14 protein-coding genes are annotated in these 16,909 nt (G+C 64.7%); 11 read left to right on the top strand and 3 right to left on the bottom strand.

Translation table 11 applies throughout. The features are described 5' to 3' along the window. The first annotated feature begins 49 nt into the window (after window positions 1–49). From JJ896_10045 to JJ896_10035, 3 genes are read left to right on the top strand one after another with little or no spacing between them, the layout of a single operon-like run. Window positions 50–316, top strand: coding sequence for a DUF4212 domain-containing protein (locus JJ896_10045; protein MBO6779981.1), 267 nt, complete (start codon window positions 50–52; stop codon window positions 314–316). Continuing rightward, complete coding sequence (locus JJ896_10040; GenBank protein MBO6779980.1) at window positions 313–2,133, top strand: cation acetate symporter; 1,821 nt, start codon at window positions 313–315, stop codon at window positions 2,131–2,133. Before JJ896_10045 ends, JJ896_10040 begins: the two co-directional genes overlap by 4 nt. Continuing rightward, window positions 2,133–3,548 carry a DASS family sodium-coupled anion symporter gene (locus JJ896_10035; GenBank protein ID MBO6779979.1) on the top strand — a complete coding sequence of 472 codons (1,416 nt, stop codon included), beginning with the start codon at window positions 2,133–2,135 and terminating at the stop codon, window positions 3,546–3,548. Before JJ896_10040 ends, JJ896_10035 begins: the two co-directional genes overlap by 1 nt. 23 nt (window positions 3,549–3,571) lie before the next feature. On the opposite strand, the gene JJ896_10030 is transcribed toward JJ896_10035, so the two are convergent. The 3 genes from JJ896_10030 to JJ896_10020 form a co-directional block, all read right to left on the bottom strand. Then, the gene (locus tag JJ896_10030) at window positions 3,572–4,831 is read right to left on the bottom strand and encodes a Gfo/Idh/MocA family oxidoreductase (GenBank protein MBO6779978.1); all 1,260 of its coding nucleotides are present in this window, start codon (window positions 4,829–4,831) and stop codon (window positions 3,572–3,574) included. Beyond that, window positions 4,828–5,739 carry an FAD:protein FMN transferase gene (locus tag JJ896_10025; protein ID MBO6779977.1) on the bottom strand — a complete coding sequence of 304 codons (912 nt, stop codon included), beginning with the start codon at window positions 5,737–5,739 and terminating at the stop codon, window positions 4,828–4,830. Before JJ896_10025 ends, JJ896_10030 begins: the two co-directional genes overlap by 4 nt. Window positions 5,740–5,872: 133 nt before the next feature. Next, window positions 5,873–6,031 carry a hypothetical protein gene (locus JJ896_10020; protein MBO6779976.1) on the bottom strand — a complete coding sequence of 53 codons (159 nt, stop codon included), beginning with the start codon at window positions 6,029–6,031 and terminating at the stop codon, window positions 5,873–5,875. A gap of 161 nt (window positions 6,032–6,192) precedes the next feature. On the opposite strand from JJ896_10020, the gene JJ896_10015 reads away from it, so the two are divergent. The 8 genes from JJ896_10015 (at window position 6,193) to JJ896_09980 (ending at window position 16,805) form a co-directional block, all read left to right on the top strand. Further along, complete coding sequence (locus tag JJ896_10015) at window positions 6,193–9,504, top strand: PD40 domain-containing protein (protein ID MBO6779975.1); 3,312 nt, start codon at window positions 6,193–6,195, stop codon at window positions 9,502–9,504. Next, window positions 9,501–10,784, top strand: a complete 1,284-nt coding sequence (locus JJ896_10010) for a Zn-dependent hydrolase (protein ID MBO6779974.1) — start codon at window positions 9,501–9,503, stop codon at window positions 10,782–10,784. The genes JJ896_10015 and JJ896_10010 overlap by 4 nt, the downstream gene beginning before the upstream one ends. Before the next feature lie 112 nt (window positions 10,785–10,896). Further along, the gene (locus JJ896_10005) at window positions 10,897–11,715 is read left to right on the top strand and encodes a mechanosensitive ion channel (GenBank protein ID MBO6779973.1); all 819 of its coding nucleotides are present in this window, start codon (window positions 10,897–10,899) and stop codon (window positions 11,713–11,715) included. Window positions 11,716–11,797: 82 nt separating this feature from the next. Next, complete coding sequence (locus JJ896_10000; protein MBO6779972.1) at window positions 11,798–12,841, top strand: hypothetical protein; 1,044 nt, start codon at window positions 11,798–11,800, stop codon at window positions 12,839–12,841. Then, window positions 12,841–13,596 (top strand): polyphosphate polymerase domain-containing protein, encoded by a 756-nt coding sequence (locus tag JJ896_09995; GenBank protein ID MBO6779971.1) that lies wholly within the window; start codon window positions 12,841–12,843, stop codon window positions 13,594–13,596. The genes JJ896_10000 and JJ896_09995 overlap by 1 nt, the downstream gene beginning before the upstream one ends. After that, window positions 13,596–14,276, top strand: coding sequence for a DUF4956 domain-containing protein (locus JJ896_09990; protein MBO6779970.1), 681 nt, complete (start codon window positions 13,596–13,598; stop codon window positions 14,274–14,276). Before JJ896_09995 ends, JJ896_09990 begins: the two co-directional genes overlap by 1 nt. After that, complete coding sequence (locus tag JJ896_09985) at window positions 14,263–16,491, top strand: CotH kinase family protein (GenBank protein MBO6779969.1); 2,229 nt, start codon at window positions 14,263–14,265, stop codon at window positions 16,489–16,491. The genes JJ896_09990 and JJ896_09985 overlap by 14 nt, the downstream gene beginning before the upstream one ends. Further along, complete coding sequence (locus JJ896_09980) at window positions 16,488–16,805, top strand: Smr/MutS family protein (protein MBO6779968.1); 318 nt, start codon at window positions 16,488–16,490, stop codon at window positions 16,803–16,805. Before JJ896_09985 ends, JJ896_09980 begins: the two co-directional genes overlap by 4 nt. Window positions 16,806–16,909 lie beyond the last annotated feature (104 nt).

The following is a 16,909-nucleotide window of genomic DNA, read 5'->3' as shown; positions in this document are numbered from 1 at the left end:
GTGGTCCGGGTGGTGGCAGGTTTCTTCGGGGCGCCAAGATAGTCGCCCCATGCCTGCGTCAACAGAAAGAACCGACCGTTACTGGAAGCAGAACCTGCGCATCATGAGCGTGCTGCTCCTCATCTGGGCCGCAGTTGGCCTGGGAGCCGGCGTGCTCTTTGCCGACTACCTGAATCAGTGGAGTCTGGGGGGCTACCCGCTGGGCTTCTGGTTCGCGCAGCAGGGCAGCATCATGACGTTCGTGGTGCTCATTCTGGTCTACGCCCTCGCCATGAACCGCCTCGACAAGCGGCATCGTGAGGAGGCCGCGGCATGAGTATTCGCGCCTGGACCTTCCTGTTTGTCGGCGTCACGTTCACGCTGTACCTGGTGATCGCGTGGCTGTCTCGTGTGAAGGACACCAAAGGCTTCTACGTGGCCGGTCAGGGCATTCCGGCCGCCGCCAACGGAATGGCAACCGCAGCCGACTGGATGAGCGCGGCCTCGTTCATCTCCATGGCGGGCCTTATCTCGACGCTGGGTTACGCCGGCGGCATGTACCTCATGGGCTGGACCGGCGGCTATGTGCTGCTCGCGCTGCTTTTGGCTCCCTACCTGCGCAAGTTCGGCCACTTCACGGTGCCCGACTTTATCGGGGACCGGTACCGCTCCGAGACCGCGCGCCTGGTGGCCGTGATCTGCGCCGTGTTCGTGAGCTTCACCTACGTCGCGGGCCAGATGCGCGGTGTGGGCATCGTGTTCTCCCGCTTTCTGGAAGTGGACGTCTCCGTAGGGGTCTACGTGGGGGTGGGCATCGTATTCGTCTACGCCACGCTCGGCGGTATGAAGGGCATCACGTGGACGCAGGTGGCCCAGTACTGGGTGCTGATCACGGCTTTCCTGACGCCGGCCATTGCGATCAGCCTTGAGTTGACCGGCACGGCCATTCCGCAGGTCGGTCTGGGCAGCGCGCTGGTAGGGGAGGGTACGGCCCTTCTCGAGAAGCTGAACCAGATTCACCAGGACCTCGGCTTCTCCAGTTACACGGAGCCGTTTGTTGGGTCCTGGGACAAGCTGAACGTCTTCTGCGTAACGCTTGCCCTGATGGCGGGCACCGCCGGCCTGCCGCACGTAATCGTGCGCTTCTACACCGTGAAGTCGGTGGCGGCGGCGCGTTGGAGCGCCTTCTGGGCGCTTCTGTTTATCGCGCTCCTCTACCTGACCGCGCCCGCCATCGGTGGATTTGCCCGCTACACCATGCTGGACGGACTGCACGGCAAGTCGCAGGCCGAACTGCCGGAGTGGTTTCACACGTGGGAGGCGACCGGACTCATCCTCTGGATGGACGATGGCGATGGACGGCTGTCGTACACGGGCGATGAGCGCAACGAGGTCTTCCGCAGCGGTGCCCTGTCCACGGCACGCGTGGCCGAGATCAAGACCGAGCATGCCCGCTGGCTGACCGGCCAGGGAGGCACAGACGGCCGTGTGGTCTTGCGTCAGGCTGGACTCACCGGTCCCGACCGAGACATCATTGTGCTCGCGACGCCGGAGATGGCCGGGTTGGCGCGGTGGATCATTGCATTTGTAGCGGCGGGTGGGCTGGCGGCAGCGCTTTCGACGGCGAGCGGTTTGCTGCTGGTCATCTCATCGAGCGTGGCGCATGATCTGTACTACCGCATGCTGCGTCCGCAGGCCAGCGAGGCGCAGCGCCTGCTGGTCGGTCGGGCTGTCATCGGCGTGGCCGTGGTGGTCGCCGGACTCCTGGGCATTTATCCCCCCGGCTTTGTCAGTCAGGTGGTGGCGTTCGCTTTTGGACTGGCCGCCTCCAGCTTCTTCCCGGCTATCGTGCTGGGCATCTTCTCCCTGCGCGTGGGCACCGTGCCTGCAGTGGCGGGCATGATCGCGGGCATCACGTTTACGGCGGCCTACATCCTCGGCAGCGTGTACGGCGGCATGTCGTCCTGGGCGTTCGGCATCGGCCCGCAGGGCATCGGGGCCGTCGGCATGATCGTCAACTTTGTGGTGACGCTTGGGCTGATGCCGTTCTTCCCGGCGCCAACCAACGCCGTGCAGGATCTGATCCGCTCGATCCGTGAGCCGGAAGGTGCCGGGCCGGCTCTGGACATCGACCAGAGCGTGGAAGCGGACTGATGGAGGTGCTCGGACAACGTGGCCGTGTAGCCCTCTGGTTGGGGCCGCTGTTTTTCCTGGGCTTCCTGCTATGGCCGGCTCCGGAGGGTCTTCCTGCCGCAGCGTGGTGGACGGCCGGCGCTGCGCTGCTCATGGCCACGTGGTGGATCGGGGAGAGCATTCCGATCCCGGCGACCTCGCTGGTGCCCCTGGTGGTCTTTCCGCTGATTGGCGCGGGCACCATTCGGGAAACGGCCGCACCCTATGCGGATCCGATCATTTTCCTGTTCCTGGGAGGATTCCTGATCGCGCTCGCCATGGAGCGCTCGGGGCTGCATCGGCGGATTGCGCTCAACATCATCCAGCGATCAGGTACGGGCGGCCGTGCCCTGGTCGGCGGGTTTATGGTGGCGGCGGCCGCACTGAGCATGTGGGTCAGCAACACGGCCACCAGTCTGATGATGCTGCCTGTGGCGCTGTCAGTGGCCCAGGTGGCCGATGACGACTCGGGCAAACTGGGCCTTGCGCTGCTCCTGGGGCTTGCCTATGGCTGCAACATCGGCGGTATGGGCACGCTGGTCGGAACGCCGCCGAACGCGCTCATGGTGGGTTTCCTGGAGCAGGAGTACGGCATCGCCATCTCGTTTGTGAACTGGCTGGGTGTCGGACTGCCGGTGGTGCTCCTGGGGCTCCCTCTGACCTACTTCGTGCTCACCCGCGTTGCCGTCCGGGTCCCCAGGGGCGGGCAGGAGGAGGCGGCACGCACCGTGGCCGACGAGCTGGCCGGCATGGAGGCCATGACCAGGGGGGAGCGACGCGTGGCGATGGTGTTTGCAGGCACGGCGCTGCTCTGGATCACACGGCCCCTGCTCAGCAGCGTGATTCCGGGATTGTCCGATGCCGGGATCGCGATGACGGGCGGCCTTGCGCTGTTCCTGATTCCTCGCGGCGAAGGAGGTGCGTTGTTGGACTGGAATACGGCGAAAGGCCTTCCGTGGGGTGCCCTGATTCTGTTTGGCGGCGGTTTGAGTCTGGCCGGCGCGTTTACCCGAACCGGACTGAGTGAGGGAATCGGCCAGACGCTGGCGGCCGTCGGGGCGTTGCCGCAGATCCTGATTCTTGCCCTGCTCGTCGCGCTGGTCATATTCCTGACGGAATTGACCAGCAACGCCGCGACGACGGCCACCATGCTGCCGGTCCTGGCGGCCATGGCCATCGGCATCGGGCAAAGCCCGCTGCTGCTGGCCGTGCCCGCCGTGCTCGCCGCCAGCTGCGCATTCATGCTGCCTGTTGCGACGCCGCCGAACGCGATCGTGTTCGGCAGCGGCAAGGTGAGCGTGCCTCAGATGGCCCGCGCGGGCATCTGGCTGAACCTTGGGTTCATCGTGCTCATCACGGCGCTGACCTATGCGCTGGTGGAGCGGGTCCTGGTGTAGCGAGCGGCCACAGGCCCCCGGAATTACCGGCCGCCGCCCATCACCTCCGCGGATTCCATCACGACCGGCATCCCGGTCTGCATGGCGCGATTGCCAGCTGCCACCGCATTCCCGGAGCCCCAGCCCACATGGATGTCGGCCTCCGGACGCTTCCCGCTGCGAATGGCCTCCACGAACGCGGCTGTCGCGAGCGTGGTCGGATCCCCCTGCATCGATTCAGGCACCTCGATCGGGTGCCCTGTGCCCCGGTAGGGCATGTCGCCGTCGGTCGCGAGAGTGGGGGAGGTGTAGCGCGGATCGTTCAACAGCTCCTCGGGAATCGCCGAGTTTTCCGTGGCCTGCTCGTGGTAGATCTCGCCGTCCTGTAGCGTCAGAAGAATGGTCCCGGTCGTGCCAAATACCCGAATCTGGAAGCCGTTGAGTCGATTCCCGATCACCGAGCTGAAGAACAGCTTGCGGCCTTCGGGATAATCGTAGATGACCTGCACATTGTCGTAGGTCTCCCGCCCGTCCTGATAGAACGTGATCGCGCCGGAGCCCATCGCCCGAACCGGGAGTGCGTCAAAGATCCAGTTGGCGGTTTCGATGTGGTGGGAGCCGAGTTCGGCGAGCAGCCCGCCTGACCACTCGCGGTACAGGCGCCAGTTGATGAGGCGCTCCAGCCCCGGCTCCGGCACGTGACGCCGCCAGTTGTAGTTGCGATGCCAGAACGCGTGGATATGTGTGACACGTCCGATTTCGCCTTCTCGAATGCGCCGCACCGCTTCCTGATACCAACCCGCGTACCGGTACTGGTGCCCGACCTGAAAGAGGCGGTCGCTGTCCTGCACGGCATTGCGAATCTGATCACAGCCGGGCTGGGTCAGGGCCAGAGACTTCTCCCCGAAGACGTGCTTTCCGCCTCGAACCGCTGCCACCATATGCTCGGCGTGCAGCCCCAGTGGAGTGGCCACGACAATCGCATCCACGTCCGACTCCACCAGGCCCCGGAAATCTTCGAAGACCGGAGTGTTCTGCTCGGTGATCTGCCGCGCTTCTGCAAAGCGCGGCTCGTACACGTCACAGATGCCCCCGAATTCGACGCCGGGGCTGCGCAAGAAATGTCGCATCAGGTCCTTGCCGCGTGAGCCGGCACCCAAAATGCCCAGACGCACGGTGTCCGATGGGGCAAGTGCTGAGGCACGCCGGGTCCAGATGGCCGGACTCGCAGCGCTCTCAGCCCAGGACACTGGGCCGGCGGCGGCCGCAAGCGTGCCCGTCTTTATGAAGGTGCGTCTGTTCATGATCCTGATGGTGAAGTCCAGCGAATGGTACGGACCTCCGAGTGCTCGGTGCCCGCGTAGATCAGCCAGGCCCGAATTGTGGACAGCCCACCCAGCATCTGCTCGCCCGCGTCCGGCCCCAACACACAGAGCGCCGTGGACAGGATATCGGCATCCATGGCGTCCGGCGCGATCACGGTGGTCTGTTCGCAGCCCGTCGCCGGTTGCCCGGTGCGCGGGTCCATGATGTGTGTACGCTCCAGGTTGCCCGAGGTCGAGAGCCCCGCCTGGCTCAGCATGACGGAGGTGGCGTGGGTGCCGCCCTCTGTCGGGTCATCGACGTGGATGAGCCAGCCACGCGCGCCAGGAGGCGGGCCGAGGGCGCGGTAGGAGCTGCCGCCCATGCTCAACAGGGCGGAGGTCACACCGGCCTCGCGGAGCACCGTGGCCGCCGACTCCAGCGCATAACCCTTTCCGAATGCACCGGCGTCCAGGCGCAGACCGTCTCGAAGCCGCGACACTTCGCGAGTCAACAGGTCCACCGACACATGCTGCCAGCCAACGACCGGACTGTCGGTGGAATCCATCAGGGCGCCCACGGTAGGATCGAATGCGCCTCCGGACTGGCGGGCCCAACCCAGGGCGCGGTTGAGCAGGCGCAGCATTTCGGGATCGACCGTCACAGGTCCCGTCGCCCGATTCAGCCGCGACAATTCAGAGTCTTCCCGATAGTCACTCAGGAGTTGTTCGACGCGCTCGATTTCCGCAAAGGCTGCCTCGAGGTGGGGAGCCGCCGCTTCAGAGGAAGGGGCATACAGCAATACGGATACGGTGGTGCCCATTGCGGGCCTGCGCTCCCTGACCAACTGCTGGGCAAGGACAGTCTGCGCGCCCAGAAGGGCGATCACGAAAATCAGGAGCGTGCGCATGGCCGCGAAGGGACGAATCCCGCGGCGGAAAGGCAAGTCCATGCGGCGGCCCCAACCCGGCTTTGCGTTGCTCGGAGCGCGCCGAAGCGTGCCGGAGCGGGCAGTGCGCGAGCCCGTTCTGCCGGACCGATGCCTAGCGGCGGTCTTCCAGCTTCACCTTCGCACGCGGCCGGCGGGTCTTGCGTGTCGTCTCCTCGTCGCGCTCGGCACGGCGGAGTTCGAACAGCGCACGCCCCAGGGCACGGCGTCTGGCGACGGCCGGATCTTCCTGATATGCAATCTGGCGTTTCACATCACGTTGATGTGCAAATGCCGGGCCAGAACCGACCTGGATGAGGAATCCGGGGCTGAACCGTCCCCAGGGTCGCTGAACGGCTTGTGGTTGGAATTGCGTTGCCCAGGAGGTTTTCAGGGTTGTATAGTCCACGCTGCGCCCCACCCACACTTGTCGCCATGCGCCATACGCTACCCCTGATCGTCCTGTGCCTTGCGGTACTTCCTGCCACCGCCCAGAAAAAGGACGGAGGACTGCCGCTCGAGGCTGATCGTGCCATCACCATAGACCGGACATCCGGCAGCTGGATATCGATCGACGTCAGTCCGGACGGAGAGACCATCGCCTTCGACTACCTCGGAGATCTCTTTACGCTGCCCATCGCAGGCGGTGCGGCCACGCAGATCACGTCGGGGCTGGCGTTTGATGCACAGCCAAGGTTCTCGCCGGACGGTACCCAGCTCGTGTTCACTTCCGATCGGGACGGCGGGCAGAACATCTGGACCATGACGCTGGCCGACTCCACGTTCAAGCAGATCTCGAAAGGGGCCTCGAATCGCGCTGAGAGTCCGGAGTGGATGCCGGACGGGGAATACATCGTGGCAAGCATGGGCGGTTTTCGCGGAGGTGGGCAGCCCAAACTGAACCTCTTCCACGTGGATGGAGGGGGCGGTGCGCAGCTGGTCAGCGAACCGGCGAACCTCAAGATGCTCGGCGCGGCCCCATCGCCCGATGGAAACCACGTCTGGTATGCCCGCCGGACCGGGGATTGGCAATACAACGCGCAGTTTCCGCAGTACCAGATCGAGGCGTACGACCGGGAGACCGGGCAGCGCCACACGAAGACGAGTCGATACGGCTCCGCGATCCGACCCACGCTGTCCCCGGACGGCCGGCTTCTGGTGTTCGGAACCCGACATGACGAGCACACCGGCCTGATGGTGCGGGACCTGGACTCCGGCGAGGATCGCTGGCTGGCGTACCCCGTGCAGCATGACGACCAGGAAAGCCGGGCAACGCTGGATGTATTGCCGGGCATGTCGTTCACGCCGGACTCGCAGCACCTGGTTGCCTCGTACGGCGGGAAAATCTGGAAGCTGCCCGTGGCAGGAGGGGACGCCGAGGAGATCCCGTTCCAGGTCACGTTTGACCTGGACCTCGGGCCGAAAGTGTTCTTCGACTATCCGATAGACGACACGCCCACATTCACGGTGCGGCAAATCCGGGACGCGGTACCCAGTCCGGACGGCTCCATGCTCGCGTTCACGGCCATGGATCGTTTGTGGGTCTCGGCAGCAGACGGCAGCAACCCTCGGCGCGTGACGGACGACGACCGCTCCGAGCACTATCCCGCCTGGAGCCCGGACGGCACCCAACTGGCTTATGCCACATGGGATGGAGAGTCTGGTCACCTCTGGGCCGCCCGCACGGACGGTCGCGGCTCGGCCCGGCAACTCACCATGGATGCCGGGCTGTACTTCAGTCCGGCGTGGTCCGCAAACGGCCGGGTCGTGGCTCAGCGCGGGTTCGCCGAGACGTATGAGTCCCAGGGAGCGGAGGGGCCTCCCGGGCAGGATCTGGTCTGGGTGCCTGTTGACGGCGGCCCGAGCGCGGCGACGGTAATCATGAGCACCGGTGGTCGTCGCGGACCCCACTTTGTCCGGGGCTCGGATCGAATCTATCTGCAGCGCGGTGATGCGCTGGTCTCGATTCGCTGGGACGGCACGGATGAGAAAGAAATTGTGCGCGTGCGCGGCCCGCGACCGGCCGGATCAACCAGCGGGCTGTTTCCGTCAGTCCTGAAAATGGCGCCGCAGGGAGACCAGGCACTGGCAGAGATCCAGCGGCACATGTACACGGTCACCGTGCCGATGGTCGGAAAAACCATCACCATCAACGTGGGCAATCCCGCCAGTGCATCGTTTCCGGCCCGCAAGCTGACCGACATCGGCGGGGAATTCCCGGCATGGGGGGCGGACGGCCGCACGGTGCACTACAGCCTCGGAAACGCCCATTTCATCTACAGCCTGGATGATGCGGATGCCTACGCGGACAGCGTGAAGGCCGCGAAGAAGGCGGAGGAAGAGGCGCCGGAGGAACCGGATGAAGAGCCGGACGAGGATGCCGAAGAAGACCCCGAGGAAGAGGAGAGCGACGAGGAGGAGAAGGAGGACGAGGGCTACAAGCCCGTCGAAGTACGCATTCAGATCCAGGCCACGCGGGACATTCCGCAGGGCGCCGTGGTGCTGCGCGGTGGCCGCGTGATCACCATGAACGGCAATGAGGTGATCGGGCGAGGCGACGTGGTGATCGAGAACAATCGCATCACGGCAGTCGGTGTGACGGGCTCCGTGGCGGCCCCGGCGGACGCGACGGTTATCGATGTGACCGGAAAAACCATTGTGCCCGGATACGTGGATACCCATGCCCATCTGCGTGCCCGCGACGGGATTCATCGCACGGATGTATGGCCGTTTCTGGCCAACCTGGCTTACGGCGTCACGCTGACCCGCGACCCGCAGACGGGCAATACGGAGGTCCTGTCCTACTCGGACATGGTGCGGGCCGGCCAGGTGCTCGGCCCCCGCGTCTACTCGACCGGCCCCGGCGTCTTCTGGCAGGACGGCATCGACACGGAGGAGGAGGCCTATGACATCCTCAAGCGCTACTCCGACTACTTCGACACCAAGACCATCAAGATGTACGTGGCGGCCGCGCGCAAGGGTCGGCAGCACATCATCAAGGCGGCCAGGGAGCTCGAGCTCATGCCTACCACGGAGGGCTCGCTCAACCTGAAACAGAACATCACCGAGACGCTGGACGGGTATCCGGGCCTGGAGCATTCGCTGCCCATCTTCCCGGTGTACGAGGACTACCTGGACATCTTTGTGGCGACGAGTCGCGTGTACACACCGACGCTGCTCGTTTCGTACGGCGGCCCCTGGGCGGAGAATTACTTCTACAGCCGCGAAAACCCGCATGATGACGCCAAGACCCGGCGATTTGTGCCGCACAACTGGGTCGATCAACGCACACGCCGCCGCGGGCAGTGGTTCCACGAAGATGAGCATGTGTTTGAGCGCCACGCTGTGTTTGTCAAGGACCTTGTGGAGGCCGGCGGCTACGCAGGCGTAGGATCGCACGGTCAGTTCCAGGGCATCGGCTGGCACTGGGAATTGTGGGCGATGGCCTCCGGAGGCCTGTCCAACCATGATGCCCTCAAAGTGGCGACCATCCAGGGTGCGTTTGCCATCGGACTGGCCCAGGACCTCGGGTCGATCGAGGCGGGCAAATTGGCTGATCTCGTCATCCTCAACTCGAATCCGCTGGACGACCTGCGCAGCACTGCGGACATCGATCATGTGATGATCAACGGGCGGCTGTTCGAGGGCGATACGCTCAACGAGGTGTATCCGCGTCAACGCGATCTCGCGCCGCTATGGTGGTGGGATGACGAGCCGACCTCGGATCTGCCCGGCACGGGTCAATGAGGACCAGTCTGATAGCCGCATGCGCGGTGCTTTTGGCACTGCCGGCCTCGGCTCAGCCGCAGGCCGACGCCGACCGCGTCGCCGCACGAATCGAGACGCTGGCGACCTTCGGTACCGAACCGGAGGGGGGCGTCAGTCGCGTCGCCTTTTCCGAGCACGACGTGGCCGCCCGCGCGTGGGTTGTCGAGCAGCTGCACGCCGCCGGCATGGAGGTGCGTGTGGACGCCTCGGCTAACATCATCGGCCGCCGCGCCGGCACGGAGCCGGGACTGAAGCCCATCATGTTCGGATCGCATGTCGATTCGGTGCCGAACGGCGGCAACTATGACGGGCAGGTCGGTGTGGTGGCCGCGCTGGAGGTCGCATCGCTCGTGGAGGAGCATGGTCTGCAGACGCGGCATCCGCTGGAGGTCGTCATCTTCATCGATGAGGAGGGCGGGTTGACCGGAAGCCGCGCCATGATCGGCAAGCTGGGCGAGCGGGCGCTGACCGAGATGACCCACGCCGGCGTGACGCGTGGGGATGGCATCCGCCTCCTTGGAGGAGATCCTGACCGGCTGGAAGAGGCGGCCCTGGAGCCGGGTGACCTTGCCGCCTTCATCGAGGTGCACATCGAGCAGGGCGCCAACCTGGCCGATCGCGGCATCGACATTGGCGTCGTCGAAGGCATCGTAGGCATCGAATGGTGGGACGTGACCATCACGGGGATGGCCAATCATGCGGGCACCACGCCCATGAATGCGCGCAACGATGCGTTGCTGGCGGCCGCCCGATACGTGCAGGCCGTCAACGAGGTCATCACGTTGGAGCCAGGGGCGCAGGTTGGAACTGTGGGACGCATCAGCGCCGTGCCCGGGGCGCACAACGTGATTCCGGGTGTCGTGCACACGACCCTGGAAATCCGAGACCTGGACCGTGACAAGATCTGGCGCATGTATGAGCGCATTCGGGACCGCGTGGCCGATATCGAGGCGGACTCGGGCACGACCTTCGAATTCCATCTCCTGGATGTGTCGGCCATTCCGGCGCCCATGGACCCGCGGGTGCGTGGCGCGATCTCCGCGGCTGCTGACGAGCTCGGCCTCAGCACCCTGTCGATGCCCTCGGGTGCCGGCCACGACGCGCAGGACATGGCGCAGATCGCACCAACCGGCATGGTGTTCGTCCCCAGCCAGGGTGGCATCAGCCACTCGCCAAGAGAGTTCACGCACAACAAGGACATCGTCAACGGAGCGAACGTGCTGCTTGGTGCCGTGCTGAGGCTGGACGCCGGACTGTAGGCGCCAGGTCGGCGCGCGGGCAAAATCCCGGGGAAGAACGCCGGGGGGCGGACCGAGCCTCGACTGAGGCCGTTGGTTTGCGGGAATATTTGCAACCAACAATCAGATTTCTGTGCAGGACGCCAGCGCACTAATTGAACAGATTCTCGTCACCGTAGGCGGCTACATCCCGCGAGCGGTCGGAGCGATCCTGGTCTTGATCGCCACCTTCTGGCTCTCGAAGCGCATGGGCCGGGCCATATTCAGGTCGGTCGAGGGTCGCCTCGACGTGACGCTCGCCAAGTTCTTCGGCAGCCTCACCCGCTACGGGGTGCTGACCATAGGCATCCTGGCCTGCCTCAGAGTATTCGGGATCGAAACCACAAGCCTCGCGGCGCTGATTGGCGCGGCAGGTCTGGCTGTGGGTCTGGCCCTTCAGGGCACGCTCTCCAATTTCAGCTCCGGCATCATGCTGGTGCTGTTTCGGCCGTTCCAGGTGGGCGATGTGGTCGAGGTCGGATCGACGGTCGGCAAGGTGGCAGGCGTATCGCTGTTCAATACGGAGATCGACACGTTCGACAACAAGCGCATCATCGTGCCGAACGGGTCGGTATTCGGCAACACGATCACGAACTACAATTTCCACCCGACCCGCCGCGTGGACGTCGTGGTGGGCACTGCCTACGACGCCGACATTCGCACCGCGCGGCAGGTAATGCTGGACACGGCGTCCGCCGTCGAGGGTGTGCTGGAGGATCCTGCGCCTCAGGTGTACCTGGACGGACTCGGCGGTTCCTCCATCGACTGGAAAGTGCGGGTCTGGGTACAGACTCCGGACTTCTGGCGTGTCAAGGAAGAGGTGACTGAAAACGTGAAGTACGCGCTGGATGAAGCCGACATCGGCATTCCGTTCCCGCAGCTGGACGTACACCTGGACCGCCTTGACGTGTGAGTCGACGGGCTCCGGCCTTTGAGGTCGATTCACGCGGATTTGGGTCCTCGGACCGTACCATAGGGGACAGACCTCGCTTCGATTGGACCCCAAGCTTCGATATGCCTCGCTGGCCGCACTCGCGGTCGGCTTGATAGCCACCCTGGTGCTTCTTCTGGTCCCGATAACGGTGACCTCAGGAGGGACCGCGCCGGCCGTGCTCTTGCCGGCCGCAGAGTGGACCCTGGAGCACAGTGGCCGGGGTGAATTGATCGGGATCCATCGGGATCGGGCCGCGGGCGTGACGCGGAGCTATGAGGTGCGCTCGGTAGATCGCGGCGACGCCGCGGGATTTCGGCTTCGGGACGGGCTTGCGCTTGGCAGCGCCGTGGAAGCGGGCGATACGCTCGGTCTCATGCGCTCGGCGGAACTTTCCCGGCAGGCGGAGGCTCTGGAAGGCCTGACCAACGTCCTGGTGGCAGAGGCCGCCACTTTTTCCGAGGGAGCCAAAGCGGAGCTCGTGCGGGCTGCCGAAGGGCGCATCGCCCAGACCCGGGCCCTGCTTGGATTGCAGACCGGCATCGTAAGCCGACTGGAAACGCTGCAGGGGTCCGGAGTAGTCTCGCTGGATGAGCTGGAGCGCGCGCGGGCCGAGGTCGTGGCGCTGGAAGGTGAGGTGGCGGTTCAGGAAGCGGAGCTGGAAGTGCTGCAATCGGGCGCCCGCCCGACGGAGCGTCGTCTGGCGCTGGCCCGGGTGGACGAGGCCCGACGCAACGCGCTGGCACTCGGGGCGCGGCGCGCGGCGCAGGTCGTGGTGAGCCCCATCCGGGGTACGGTCGTGCGGTCGGCCCGAGATTCGGTATTGGTGACCGTAGCCGACCTGGAACACTACGTGGCTCTCATGGCACTCCCCGCAGACGCCACCGTGGCACGTGATCAGGAACTGCTCCTGCCGGACGGCGCAGTCTGTCGCGTGGTTCATGTCGAGCCGACCCTCGAGGCCGAGGGTGTGCGAGCGGCGACCTGTCTGACCTCCGGAACAGGCCCGGCCGGAGCTGTCATGGAGCTGCAGATCGCCTCGGAACCCGTGCTGCTCCGGGACTGGTTTCTGGACGTCCTTCGTGGGCTGCTCGTGGGGAGAGCGTGATGCGGCACGAACTGAAATACCTGATTCCACTCGAAGCACTGGACAGCCTGCGCCAGTACGTGGCCTGGCACACAGGGCGGGATCTCAATGCTCGTGACGATGGGCGCTACACCGTGCGCAGCGTGTACTTCGATACCTCTCGGGGCGCCATGTATCGCGCCAAGAAGGAAGGAGAGCGGCGGCGTATGAAGGTGCGCGTCCGGGGGTACAATACCATCCTTCCGGCTGACACGGTTACTCTCGAACTCAAGCGCAAGGAGAGTTCGACCGCCTGGAAGCGCAAGGCACGCATGCCGCTGGGCGAAGCCGAAGACTGGCTGACCGGCCTGCGCGATCTTCCGGAGACTGACGATGTCGATGCGGCCAACACGTTCCGGTATTTCGTGCTTCGGCGTTCGCTCAAGCCGGCCGTGCTCGTGGCCTACGAGCGCGAGCCGTTTGTCGGCCTGCACGATCCGACGCTTCGTGTGACCTTCGACACCGGTCTGCGGGGACGGTTCACGTCCCGACTCTCCCGGTTGGGCGCGGAAGCGCCGGTGCCGGTTCTGAGTCGCCATTTCATTCTCGAGGTCAAGTTCGATCATCATTTTCCCGGATGGCTGCGGCCGGAGCTGGCCCGGCTCGGGGCTCAGCGTCGGGCGCTCTCCAAGTATGTGATGACGCTTGACGCCTGTGCTCGTGCCACACATGGCCGGCGAGCCTCTTTTGCCGGTGGGCGACAGCTGCGCCCCGGCCTGCTGCAGACCTCATTCTGATGCTCCAGGAACTGCAACAACTGACCACGCCCACGGGGGCCAGTGCGGGCGATGCGCTGGGCAGCCTGATTGTGGCCTTGCTGTGCGGAGTGATCATTGCCTCCATCTATCGGTGGACGTATCGCGGCACCAGCTATGCGCCTTCGTTTGTGCGGTCGATGATCGTTCTGCCGATGATCACGGCGCTCGTGATGCTGGTGATCGGCTCGAACCTGGCACGCGCATTCGGCCTGGTGGGCGCCATGTCCATCATCCGTTTTCGAACGGCGGTAAAGGACACACACGACATCGTTTTCATCTTTTTTGCCCTGGCGGTTGGCCTGGCGGCGGGCGTCGGCATGTACCTCATTTCATGGATCGGCACGGCCGTGATCGGCCTGACCGTGCTGGCCACCACCGGCTTCGGATTCGGGACCGTTCAGCGCAACGCGATGCTGCTGGAATTTGGATACGAGGCCGATGGGGCGCCGGACGTGCCCACGTACCAGGCGGTCATCGATCGCTACTGCCGCAATTCGTCGGTGCTGAGCGTGCGGCAGCCCCTGGAACGCGATGATTTGGCCATCACGCTGCACGTGCGGCTAAAACGATCGATGCAGGCAGGGGAGTTGGTGTCGGAGCTCAGGAAGACGGACCGGGTAAGTCGGGTCAGCCTCTACTATGATGATGAGGAGCTGTAAGGGGGCCGGCACCACGGTGGTGCTGTTTTTGGTCGGGGTGCTCCCGATTTTTTGGGTGCCGGGGGCCGGGGCTCAGGTGTTTGATGACTCGGTCTTGCCGCGGGTGGATATCACGGTGGACCCGGGGAATCTGGCGTTGATGTTTCGGAGGGGGAATGAGGAGAGTGATACGGAGCACCTGGCCACGTTTCGGTGGACGTCGCCGAATCTGACGGCGGAGGTGGACTCGGTTGGCTTTCGGCTTCGGGGCAATACCTCGCGGTATGCACAGAAGAAGTCATTCAAGGTGTCCTTCAACACCTTTCGCCGGGGCGGCAAGTGGGAGGGGCTGGAGAAGCTGAACCTGAACGGGGAGCACAATGACCCGTCCATCATGCGCTCCAAGCTGTCGTGGGATTTGTTCGCCGACGTCGGAGTGCCGGCATCCCGGGCCAACCACGTCGAGCTCTACATCAACGGCGCCTACTACGGACTCTACATGAATGTGGAGCACGTGGACGAGCAGTTTTTGCAGCGATACTTCGGGGGCGACGGTGGCAACCTCTACAAGAGTTTGTGGCCTGCGGATTTGATAGTTCGCGGTTCGGACGGCAGTGCCTACAGACCAGCCGCCGGCGCCGAGCGGCGTCCCTATGACCTGACCCAGGGGCAAAGCGACGAGGAGGGCTACGAGGACATCGCCCGTTTCATCAGCGTGCTGAACACGACGTCCGATTCAGCTTTTCGCAGTGCGATTTCGGAGCTCTTCGATGTACCGGGTTTTCTGAAGGCGCTTGCGGTGACCGCCATCACCGGGTCCTGGGATACGTACTGGTATCTCAAGAACAACTTCTACCTGTACAACAGTCCCGAGACCGGACGCTGGCACTACATCCCGTTCGACATGGACAACTCGTTCGGGATCTGGTGGGGCGGCATCCAGTCGGGCATCGACTGGAGCACGCGTGATCTCTACGAGTGGGGACATCCGAGTGAGCCGAGACCGCTGACCGAGCGCATCCTGGGCGTGCCCGAGTTCAGGGAGCTGTACACGTACTACCTGCGAGAGCTGCTTTCGGACCACTTTCTGCCGTCCGCGCTGGAGGCGGACATTGACCGGCTGAAGACGATGACCGAGGCTGCGGCCGCGGTCGACAGCTTCCGCACCCGCGACTACGGCTGGAACGTGCAGGCCTACCAGAACAGCTTTACGCAGGCGCTTGGTGCACACGTGACGGCCGGGCTGAAGCCGTACATCTCGACCCGCTATTCGACGGCGTTCGGGCAGCTCGATTCGGGCACGTTCGCACCGTTCATCCTGGATGTGCGCATCGAGCCTTCGGACCCAAGGCCCAGCGATCCGCTGCGCGTTTCGGTTCAGGTGGAGTCGGACACGGAGCCCCAGGTGACGCTGTCCTGGTGGCCGGATCAGCCCGAGCGCAATCAGCAGGCAATGCGCCTGGACGGCGGTCGTTGGGTGGCCGACATTCCGCCGCTGGGTGCAACGGGCACGGTGGACCTGCAGATCTCAGCGTCCGCTGGTGGCTTGACGCGGGAGTCTGACCTGTTTCGCATCGGGGTCACGGCCAACCGGCCTGCGCTCTACATCAACGAGCTCATGGCCAACAACGAGACGACGCTCGCGGATGATGCCGGGGAGTTCGATGATTGGCTGGAGCTCTTCAACGGCTCCGATGTGCCCCTTCACCTGAACGGATTGACGATTTCGGACGACCCCGCGGTGCCGGACCGGTGGGCGCTACCGGACATCTTTGTGCCCGAGAATGGTTACCTGGTTCTCTGGATGGACGGCCAGCCCGAGCAGGGTGAGCTGCACGCGCCGTTTCGGCTCGACGCGGACGGGGAGTCGGTGGCACTGTACGATGCGGCGGGAGATGTGATTGATCAGGTGAGCTTTGGTGCCCTGGAGGCTGATCAGGCCTGGGGGCGGACTGAGGACGCAGGGCTGGTGTTCTCGGTGTTGGCGGCGCCGAGCCCAGGGGCGCCCAATGCCGTCGTCGATTCGGCGGAAGATGGCCCGGTACCGTTGGATGTCGCCGTTTACCCCAATCCGTTTTCTGAGCGGCTGCACGTGAGCGGATCGTTTGAGGTGTTCGATGTGCTGGGACGCCGGGTATTCCGCGGCGAGACGGCCTGGGACTCCGGAGGTGCCGCGCCCGGCGTGTATTTCGTGGTTGTGGGTACGGAGGTCCGGCCCGTGGTCAAGGTGCGATGACCCGGCGTGCGCCGGACGCGCCGCAGGCGGTGCGGGATGACGGCTCGGTGTTGACCGTCGATGTGCACGGCTGCACGGTGGACGCGGCGATGCGGATTGTGCGACGTGCGGTGGCTCTGGCTGTCCAGCGGGGACGCGGTTCCGTTGAGGTCATACACGGCCTAGGTGGTGTGATTGCCGGGCGCCTGGAGGCAGAAGGCGTGCCGGGCGCGACCGGAAACTTCCGCCAGGGCGGCCGCACGCTGTTCAGTTTGCCGCTTGGTGGCGGCGGATCGGATCCCGCGCGGATTACCGCCGCGGATTTGGTGGGGTGAAGTAAGACACGTCGCCGCGGGTCCTGAGCGTGAAGATTCACTCCGGAACCTTGTCGGGCCCGGGAGGATTTGTTACCATCTGCGCCCGCTCGCGAGCCTAGCTT

The organism is Rhodothermales bacterium, assembly GCA_017643395.1.
In the GTDB taxonomy this organism is placed as follows: Bacteria; Bacteroidota; Rhodothermia; order Rhodothermales; family UBA10348; genus JABDJZ01.
The sequence above is the reverse complement of the archived record's forward strand: the minus strand, read 5'-3'. Positions and strand labels throughout refer to the sequence as shown.

Excerpts from the sequence above, each read along its gene's own strand:
- JJ896_10025 (MBO6779977.1), bottom strand. The coding sequence starts at position 5,739 with ATGCGCACGCTCCTGATTTTCGTGATCGCCCTTCTGGGCGCGCAGACT.
- JJ896_10030 (MBO6779978.1), bottom strand. The coding sequence starts at position 4,831 with ATGAACAGACGCACCTTCATAAAGACGGGCACGCTTGCGGCCGCCGCC.
- JJ896_10035 (MBO6779979.1), top strand. The coding sequence starts at position 2,133 with ATGGAGGTGCTCGGACAACGTGGCCGTGTAGCCCTCTGGTTGGGGCCG.
- JJ896_10010 (MBO6779974.1), top strand. The coding sequence starts at position 9,501 with ATGAGGACCAGTCTGATAGCCGCATGCGCGGTGCTTTTGGCACTGCCG.
- JJ896_09985 (MBO6779969.1), top strand. The coding sequence starts at position 14,263 with ATGAGGAGCTGTAAGGGGGCCGGCACCACGGTGGTGCTGTTTTTGGTC.
- JJ896_10015 (MBO6779975.1), top strand. The coding sequence starts at position 6,193 with ATGCGCCATACGCTACCCCTGATCGTCCTGTGCCTTGCGGTACTTCCT.
- JJ896_09995 (MBO6779971.1), top strand. The coding sequence starts at position 12,841 with ATGCGGCACGAACTGAAATACCTGATTCCACTCGAAGCACTGGACAGC.
- JJ896_10045 (MBO6779981.1), top strand. The coding sequence starts at position 50 with ATGCCTGCGTCAACAGAAAGAACCGACCGTTACTGGAAGCAGAACCTG.
- JJ896_09980 (MBO6779968.1), top strand. The coding sequence starts at position 16,488 with ATGACCCGGCGTGCGCCGGACGCGCCGCAGGCGGTGCGGGATGACGGC.
- JJ896_10040 (MBO6779980.1), top strand. The coding sequence starts at position 313 with ATGAGTATTCGCGCCTGGACCTTCCTGTTTGTCGGCGTCACGTTCACG.
- JJ896_09990 (MBO6779970.1), top strand. The coding sequence starts at position 13,596 with ATGCTCCAGGAACTGCAACAACTGACCACGCCCACGGGGGCCAGTGCG.